Below are 6464 nucleotides of genomic sequence, written 5' to 3'. Positions count from 1 at the left end.
GCGGTCTGGTCGTCGTCTTCAACGCCACCCCCGAGCAGCAGCAACAGCGCATCAGCGCCCTCGCCGGCACCCCCTACACCCTCCACCCCGTCCAGGCCAACGGCTCCGACGACACCGTGAAGTCGGCGTCCTACACGGCCGCTTCGGGGACCTTCACCGTCCCCGCCCGCACCGTCGCGGTGTTCACCCGGGCGGGGAACTAGGGTGAGGCCGTTGCCTTAGAACAGGAGTGCGCATGCCGCAGATCACCATCGACTACTCCGACCTCATGGAGGACGCCTTCGACCGCGAGGGGTTCGCGCGGGCGCTGCACGAGGCCACCGTGGAGATCGCGGCGGCGAAGCCGGAGGCGTGCAAGACGCAGTTCCGCCCCAGCGCGTTCACGGCGTTCGGGTACGAGGACCCGGGGGCGCGCGGGCACGCCGTCGCGCACGTGACCATAGGGCTGCTCGCCGGGCGCACCGACGAGACGAAGGCACGGCTGACGGAGACGGCCGTGGAGCTGTTGCGGAAGCATGTGACGGGCGGGGCGTTCACCCTGCACGCCTCCGCCGAGATCCGCGACCTCGACCCGTCGTACCGGAAGGCCGAAGGCTAGGGGCGGGCGCCCGCTCAGGAACCGAGGGCGATGAGCCGGCCGGCCAGCACCGCGAAGGGGCCGTCGGCCGGCTCGTCCTTCACCATCGTGCGCAGCAGCTCGGCCATGTCCTCGTCGTGGACGGCGCTGACGGCGGCCAGCGCGGCGAAGTCGTGCACGAGCTGGACCTCCAGCTCGGCGCGCGGCACCCGCCGGCCCTCCAGCCAGATCAGGGCCGTGGACTCCGCGAGCGAGATCCAGGAGCGGACCACCAGCTCCAGCCGCGGGGACGCCTCGGTCACGCCCAGGTGCGACAGGATCTGGTCGTAGGCCGCCTGCCGTACGGAGTCGATGAGGGCGTTGGTCGCCGACGAGCCGACCGCCGGGCCGCCGCGCAGCAGCGCCGAGAAACCGGGGCCGTGCTCGTCCACGAAGTCGAAGTAGCGGCCCATCACGCGCAGCAGCCGGGCGCCGAGCGGTCCCTCGTGGGGCTCGTCGAAGCGGCTCGCCAGATCCTCCGACGCCCGCTTCAACGCGGCCTCGTACAGGCTGAGTTTGCCCGGGAAGTAGTGGTACACCAGCGGGCGGGAGATGCCCGCCGCCGTGGCTATCTCGTCGATCGAGACCTCGTCGGGCGAGCGTTGGCTGAACAGCTCCAGGGCGACGCCGATCAGCTGCTGCCGACGTTCCTCGACGCCCATCCTGCGGCGAACCCCGGTCCTCATACGAACACCTTACCGAGCGGATCCGGCCGCCGGTGATCACATGTCGAGCACCAGCCGGTCGCCGCGGGCCCGGGAGACGCAGATCAGCATCGAGTCGTGCCGTTCGGCGTCCGTCAGCAGCTCGTCCCGGTGCTCGACCTCGCCCTCCAGCACCCGCTGCTGACAGGTGCCGCAGAAGCCCTGCTCGCAGGAGTAGGCGGTGCCGGGCAGCTCCCGGCGTACGGCGGCCAGCACGCTGGAGCCGGCCGGGACCGTCACCGTGCGCCCGCTGCGGCGCAGTTCCACCTCGAAGGCGGCGTCCGGGCCGGCCGCCGTACCCGGCGCGAACCGCTCCAGGTGCAGCGTGGCCCCCTCGGGCAGCGCCTGCTCCACGGCCGCCATCAGGCCCTCGGGGCCGCAGCAGTACACCGCCGTGCCCTCGGCCGTCCCGGCGAACAGCGCGGCCAGGTCCGGCCGCCCGTCCTCGTCCTCGGCGACCACCGTCAGCCGGTCACCCGCGAGCTGCGCCACCTCGTCCAGGAACGGCATCGAGGCCCGCGTCCGCCCGCCGTACAGCAGCCGCCACTCGGTGCCGTCCGGCAGGGCCCGCAGCATCGGCAGGAGCGGGGTGATGCCGATGCCGCCGGCGACGAAGACGTAGGCGGGCGCCGCGACCAGGGGGAAGCGGTTCCTCGGTCCGCGCACCTCCAGCTCCATGCCCTCGGTGAGCTGCTCGTGCACCTCGCGGGAGCCGCCCCGGCCGTCCGCCACCAGCCGGGCGGCGAGGGTGTAGGCGGAGGTGTCCGCGGGGTCCCCGCACAGGGAGTACTGCCGGACGAGCCCCGAGGGCAGCACCAGGTCGACATGCGCCCCGGGCTCCCAGCGCGGCAGCCCGGGCCCCTCCAGGCGCAGCCGTACGACCCCGTCGGCGATGGTCTCGTGCGCGGTGAGCAGCAGCCGCGCCGGCCGGGGCCGGGATTGGCCGGATACCGGCGGGTCCAGGGCGGGCAGCGGCCACAGCGGCGAGGCGCTCACCCGGCGGCGCAGGGCCCGCCGGGTGAGCAGGGCGGCGGCCGTGGCGCCCAGGGCGAGCGCGGCGGTGCGCGGCGCCGGCATCACGCGGCCCTCCGTTCCGCCGCCGTGGCCGCGGGGGAGGCCGCCAGATAGGCGAGGGCCTGCTCGGTGTCGCCCTCCTGCGAGGGGTGGTAGGCGCGGCTCAGGTAGCGGGGTATGGACCGCAGCATGTCGCCGGTCCCGGGCAGCAGACCCTGCCTGCCCCGGTCGTGGAAGTCCTTGAAGGTGGCCTTGCCGTCGGTGAGGGTCGGGTCGTTCGCCAGGAAGAACCGCGTCCCGCGCTGCCACAGGAACACCAGCGCCGTGAACGCGGTGGCCCAGGTCCGCACCCGCCGGCGGTAGCTTCCGTCGAGGTGCGTGAACAGCTCGAAGGCGACCGAGCGGTGCTCGACCTCCTCCGCGCCGTGCCAGCGCAGCAGGTCCAGCATGGTGGGGTCGGCGCCGCGCCGGTCCAGCTCCCCGGCGTTCAGCACCCAGTTCCCGAGGAACGCCGTGTAGTGCTCGATGGCCGCGATCAGCGCGACCCGCTCCAGCAGCCACCACCGGCGCGGCCGGCCCGGCGGCAGGGTCCGGTCGCCCAGCAGCTTCTCGAAGAACCAGTCGACCTGCGCGGTGTACGGCGTCGGGTCGAGCCCCAGCTCCCTCAGGTGCGGCAGCACCTCGTCGTGCGCCTGGGAGTGCACGGCCTCCTGCCCGATGAAGCCGATGACGTCCTCGCGCAGCCGGTCGTCCCGGATCAGCGGCAGCGCCTGCTGGTACACCCGCACGAACCAGCGCTCCCCGGCGGGCAGCAGCAGGTGCAGCACATTGATGGTGTGCGTGGTGAGGGGATCCCCCGGCACCCAGTGCAGCGGTGTGCCGTCCCAGGAGAAGGACACAGGGCGTGCCTTGAGCGGCACCCGGGCCTGAGTATTAGACATGGCGTCAATGTACTGACGGGTAGCGCGGCTGAGAACCCCCCGCACCCCACCTTCGCGCTGTGAACCCCCACGCCCGACCTCGTCGACGCCGGCGCAGCTACCGCAGGCCGGTGATCTCCCGTCCGTCCGCCGACACGCCCTTCAGCTCGGCCCGCGCCCCCTGCTCGGCCCGTGCCACCAGCAGCGGTCCCGGCGCGGACGCGGTGACCCCGCCCGTGGCCTCGATCGACGCCGTGTCCTTGCTGCCCGCCGCCAGCAGGTACCAGTTCCCGGCCGCCGACTTCCACAGCACCCCGGCCAGCACCCGCGGGTCACGCGGCCCGCAGGCCGGCACGTCCGCGCCCTTGGCGACGACCGCCCCGGACGCCGCGCCCGGCGCCCGGAACTGGGCCAGCGCGGCCGTGCCGTCCCCGCGCCAGGTCTCCGCCCGGGTGCACACCCAGGTGCCGGACCCTCCCCCACCCTCCGGGCGGGGGGACCCCCATCTCGCTTCGCTCGCGCCGGGCAGCGGCTGCTCGGCGAACTCCCAGGCGTTCACGCTGCGGACGCCCGCCGAGTGCATGGCCGCCAGCGAGCAGGCGAACGGCGCCCAGGTGCGCAGCCCCCGCGCGCCCGAGGCGTCCCCGGCCGCGCCGGGCCGGCCGGCCGTCAGCCGGGCCGGGACCAGTTCGCCGAGGTCGGTGCCCAGGTGGGTGCCGGAGGCGTCGGTCAGCTGGAGCACGGTCCACGAGGCGCAGCCGCCGGACTGGAGGGCGGGGCTGGCCAGCGGCCCGGTCACACCGTCGGTGAGGGGCAGCGGGATCGCGGCCGAGTCCGGCTTCGTCAGGTCCCGCTGGGCCGCCTTCGTCACCCAGGGGGCGGTCAGATAGCGGACGTTGCCGTCGGAGCGGCCGAGCACCAGCGCGCTCGCCCCGGCACCCGTCGCGCCGTCGACCCGGGCGAAGTCCAGGGCCGCGCCCTGGGTGCCGTCCTTCGGCTCGGCGTACCGGGCGATGCGCAGCCCGTCGTGGAGGAGCACCACGCGGGCGGCGTCGACCTCGCCCGCGTACAGCAGCTGCGGCGGGCCGGCCGGGCCGCCGGTCGGGGTGCCGGGGGTCGCCGAGACCCGGACGCTGCCGCCGGGGCGGGCCCACACGGCCAGGGCGCGGCGCAGCAGGGCCCGGTCACCGGTGAGCGGGCCGCGCGCGGGCCACACGGCAAAGCCGGTACGGTCCGCCGTCCGCCAGGCGTCGGGGGCGGCCCGGGTCAGCTTGCCCGGGTCGAGGGCGGCCTCGGCGGCGGGGTTCCCGGCGTACACGGGCGCGGCGGCGCCGTCCGGGCCCCAGCCGCCGCCCGGCAGGGCGACCAGCGCGCCGCAGAGCGCGAGCGCGGCGGCGGCGGCGAGGGCGGCCTTGGTGTGCTGGCGGCGGCGCATCAGATCGGTGGGCCGGGCCTGGAGCGTGCACGGGTCGAACTCGGGGGAGGAGAGCAGCCCCGGGTGCGCGGGCACACTGTTCGCCGAGGCCAGCGCGCCCCCCGGGTCGGACACCCCGGCCGCCTTCAGCAGCTTGCGGATGTCGGCGTCGGGCAGCTGCTCCAGGCCGCGCAGCACATAGGCGGCGCGGGCCGGGCCGGACAGGGCGGACAGCCGCTGGTCCAGGGCGAGTTCGTCGGCGCCGCCGGAGCGCGGGAACAGCCTGAGCCCCCACACCTGCGGCAGCGGCGGCGGCAGCTGGGCCAGGCGGGGCAGGCCCCGGCGGGGGCGGGCCGCCGCCAGGGCCATGCGCAGCACCCGCTCGCGCAGATACGCGTACCCGGGGTCGTCCGCCCGGCCGCCGCCCTGGGCCGGGATCGGGGCCGGCTGCTTGCGGCCCCCGGGCAGGGCGCGCTGGGCGAGGGCGTGTGCGGTCAGCACGCGGCGGCCGCGGCCGAGGCCCGGTGGCAGCACCAGGTAGGCGAGCCGGACCAGCCGGGGGTAGTGCTCGGCGAGCACGGCCTCGGCCTGCTCGACGTCGACCGGGCCGGGGCCGGCGGAGGGTGCGTGGCGCTGGGAGAGATCCTGTGACTGCACGTCCGGAAGAACGAGCGAGCCGGTGGTCGGTCACCGCCGGGCCCTGTCGTCGGACTCCCGCCTGCCTCGCGACGCCATGCGCCTGAGAGCCGGGATCCTGCCTTGCCCCAGGGCGGATCCGGCCAAGGTGGCCCGCCGCACCACGTGGGGCATCCCGACCGACCGATGTCGGCCATGTCGAGAAGTGGCAGCCGTCCCTGGACATGATCGACGTGACCAGGTTGTGGGGCATCGATGTCCCGCTCGTCGTCGCCGACCCCGGCTACGGCGACGCGGCATCCTTTCGGAGAGCCCGGAGCCAACCCCCGGTTCGCTGAAGCGATGCTTGCGCCGGGCCTCGACGACGTGCTCGCGCGGGAGGTTCCCGGAGGCCACTCGGACCGCCGCCGAGGCCGCTGCGGCATCGGGTGCGAGCTCAGCCGGATCTGCAAGTCCCTGATCTCCGCTGCCGACGGTGTGCCGGTGCTGGTTCTCCTGGACAGGGCCTCGCGCGTCGACGTGGAACGGGTGCGCGAGGCGCTCGGTGCCGGCAGGGTCACTCAGGCCGGCGTCGGTGTCGTACGCGAGACCACCGGGTACGCCATCGGCGGCATGCTGCCCTTCGGGCACCGCACGCGCGCCCCCTTTGCGCCGCGTCCGGCCGAGAGATCCTGCCAGGCTGGCTTTGTCACCTTCCGTACCAGGGCATCGGCGTGGAGCATGCCTGCGGCGGTGGGTACTTCGGCCGAGCAGGCCACCGCGCGGACGTAACCGATGCCGCGTTCCTCCAAAGCCGTCTGCGGTTTCGGGTTGCCGCCATAGGCCTCGTCACCCGTGACCCAGTCGACGCGGTGTCCGGCGGCTAGGAACCGTTCGGTCATCACCCGAGCCAGTTCCGGCTTGGTCGCGAAGACAGTGACCTCACTGAGCCCTGCGGCCCGACAACGGTCCGGGTCGCACGTCCAGGAGCGCGGGATGCACAGCTCCCGCTCCACCGCCGCGTGCCCGCACTCGTCGGCTAGACGAGGTAGACGGCGACCAAAGAGTTTCTCGAACCGTCTGGCGGTACTGGTGTGCTTGCGCTGGGCCCCGACGGTGTGCGTGCCCTTCTACACGTCGCCGACCAGCACCGCGCCCTTGTCGTGGGTGCTCGAAGATCT

At 74.6% G+C, this 6464-nt stretch carries 6 protein-coding genes and 3 pseudogenes; 4 read left to right on the top strand and 5 right to left on the bottom strand.

What is annotated here, in order from left to right; genetic code table 11:
- Both IH25_RS0128735 and IH25_RS0128730 read left to right on the top strand, forming a co-directional pair.
- Positions 1-203: alpha-1,6-glucosidase domain-containing protein (locus IH25_RS0128735; RefSeq protein ID WP_030616865.1), on the top strand; the 203-nt coding region annotated here is incomplete at its 5' end.
- A 32-nt stretch (positions 204-235) separates the two neighbouring features.
- Positions 236-598, top strand: coding sequence for a 5-carboxymethyl-2-hydroxymuconate Delta-isomerase (locus IH25_RS0128730; RefSeq protein WP_030616862.1), 363 nt, complete (start codon positions 236-238; stop codon positions 596-598).
- 14 nt (positions 599-612) lie between these two features.
- On the opposite strand, the gene IH25_RS0128725 is transcribed toward IH25_RS0128730, so the two are convergent.
- The 4 genes from IH25_RS0128725 to IH25_RS0128710 form a co-directional block, all read right to left on the bottom strand.
- Complete coding sequence (locus IH25_RS0128725) at positions 613-1302, bottom strand: TetR/AcrR family transcriptional regulator (protein WP_107058487.1); 690 nt, start codon at positions 1300-1302, stop codon at positions 613-615.
- Between the two features lie 36 nt (positions 1303-1338).
- On the bottom strand, positions 1339-2397 hold the full coding sequence (locus IH25_RS0128720; RefSeq protein ID WP_030616857.1) for a PDR/VanB family oxidoreductase: 1059 nt from the start codon (positions 2395-2397) through the stop codon (positions 1339-1341).
- Positions 2397-3275 carry a metal-dependent hydrolase gene (locus IH25_RS0128715; protein WP_030616853.1) on the bottom strand — a complete coding sequence of 293 codons (879 nt, stop codon included), beginning with the start codon at positions 3273-3275 and terminating at the stop codon, positions 2397-2399. Before IH25_RS0128715 ends, IH25_RS0128720 begins: the two co-directional genes overlap by 1 nt.
- Positions 3276-3372: 97 nt before the next feature.
- Positions 3373-5325, bottom strand: coding sequence for a hypothetical protein (locus IH25_RS0128710; RefSeq protein WP_030616850.1), 1953 nt, complete (start codon positions 5323-5325; stop codon positions 3373-3375).
- An 81-nt stretch (positions 5326-5406) separates the two neighbouring features.
- On the opposite strand from IH25_RS0128710, the pseudogene IH25_RS40010 reads away from it, so the two are divergent.
- Positions 5407-5612, top strand: a pseudogene (locus tag IH25_RS40010) (transposase); the annotation flags it as partial.
- A pseudogene (locus IH25_RS42560) lies at positions 5560-5943 on the top strand (YbaK/EbsC family protein); the annotation flags it as partial. The pseudogenes IH25_RS40010 and IH25_RS42560, both read left to right, overlap by 53 nt.
- On the opposite strand, the pseudogene IH25_RS42555 reads toward IH25_RS42560, so the two are convergent.
- Positions 5865-6353: pseudogene (locus tag IH25_RS42555) on the bottom strand (transposase); the annotation flags it as partial. The pseudogenes IH25_RS42560 and IH25_RS42555 sit on opposite strands and share 79 nt — an antisense overlap.
- Positions 6354-6464: the final 111 nt, after the last annotated feature.

The organism is Streptomyces achromogenes subsp. achromogenes, from assembly GCF_000720835.1.
In the GTDB taxonomy this organism is placed as follows: Bacteria; Actinomycetota; Actinomycetes; order Streptomycetales; family Streptomycetaceae; genus Streptomyces; species Streptomyces achromogenes.
This window is presented reverse-complemented; position numbering and strand designations above follow the sequence as displayed.

What these genes read in the sequence shown, in the direction of transcription:
- IH25_RS0128730 (WP_030616862.1), top strand. Translation starts at nt 236, where the DNA reads ATGCCGCAGATCACCATCGACTACTCCGACCTCATGGAGGACGCCTTC.
- IH25_RS0128720 (WP_030616857.1), bottom strand. Translation starts at nt 2,397, where the DNA reads ATGCCGGCGCCGCGCACCGCCGCGCTCGCCCTGGGCGCCACGGCCGCC.
- IH25_RS0128715 (WP_030616853.1), bottom strand. Translation starts at nt 3,275, where the DNA reads ATGTCTAATACTCAGGCCCGGGTGCCGCTCAAGGCACGCCCTGTGTCC.
- IH25_RS0128725 (WP_107058487.1), bottom strand. Translation starts at nt 1,302, where the DNA reads ATGAGGACCGGGGTTCGCCGCAGGATGGGCGTCGAGGAACGTCGGCAG.